The sequence below is a fragment of the Vibrio sp. 1249-1 genome (genome assembly GCF_033340495.1).
Genome location: NZ_JAWOWJ010001030.1, coordinates 1 through 546, shown reverse-complemented (window position 1 = coordinate 546; position 546 = coordinate 1). Strand labels below are relative to the sequence as shown.

The window sequence follows — 546 nt, the reverse complement described above, 5'->3', positions numbered from 1 at the left end:
CAAATTTTTTATTCGAGAGCTACTAGGATTAGCGATCGTGGTTTCAGTTGTTTTTGGTGTACTTGGTGTGATGCTCGATCTTTTCGCGCTTACGGCGTTGTGGGAACATCAAGATGCAATTGCTCAGATCTTTTTTCATGAGTCGTTTTATTTCATTGCATTCTTAATCCCGCCATTTTTCCTATGGAAGATCATCAATCGTTCTGATTTGGTTACCGCCGCACAAAACTATATCGCGCTAAAGTTAGAAGCAGAAAGTCGATAATCTAACTCCAAGTACGATTGATACCATTTGATATGACAGAGGCTCATGCTTTGTTTCATGAGCCTCTGTCATTTTGTCTCTCTGAGCAAGCAAGATAGCTTGCTCAAGGATTAATTCTTACTTAAAAGGCTGGTTCAATCGTTCCTTTGAAAGTGCTATTAAGGAAGTCGCGAATTTCTTGGGATTGGTAAATAGAGACGAACTTCTTGTAAGCCTCGTTGTTTCTGTCGGCTTCACGAGTCGCAATAACCATAACAGCGAGAGGTGCGTCTTTGGACTCT

Annotated in this window: 2 protein-coding genes; one reads left to right on the top strand and one right to left on the bottom strand. The window is 41.0% G+C overall.

Annotated elements, in window-relative coordinates:
* A partial coding sequence (locus tag R7Z50_RS30295) for a D-fructose-6-phosphate amidotransferase (protein ID WP_318150122.1) occupies positions 1–265 on the top strand: 265 nt, incomplete at its 5' end.
* Positions 266–386: 121 nt separating this feature from the next.
* On the opposite strand, the gene R7Z50_RS30290 is transcribed toward R7Z50_RS30295, so the two are convergent.
* The coding region (locus tag R7Z50_RS30290) for a MetQ/NlpA family ABC transporter substrate-binding protein (protein WP_318150123.1) at positions 387–546 on the bottom strand (160 nt) is incomplete at its 5' end.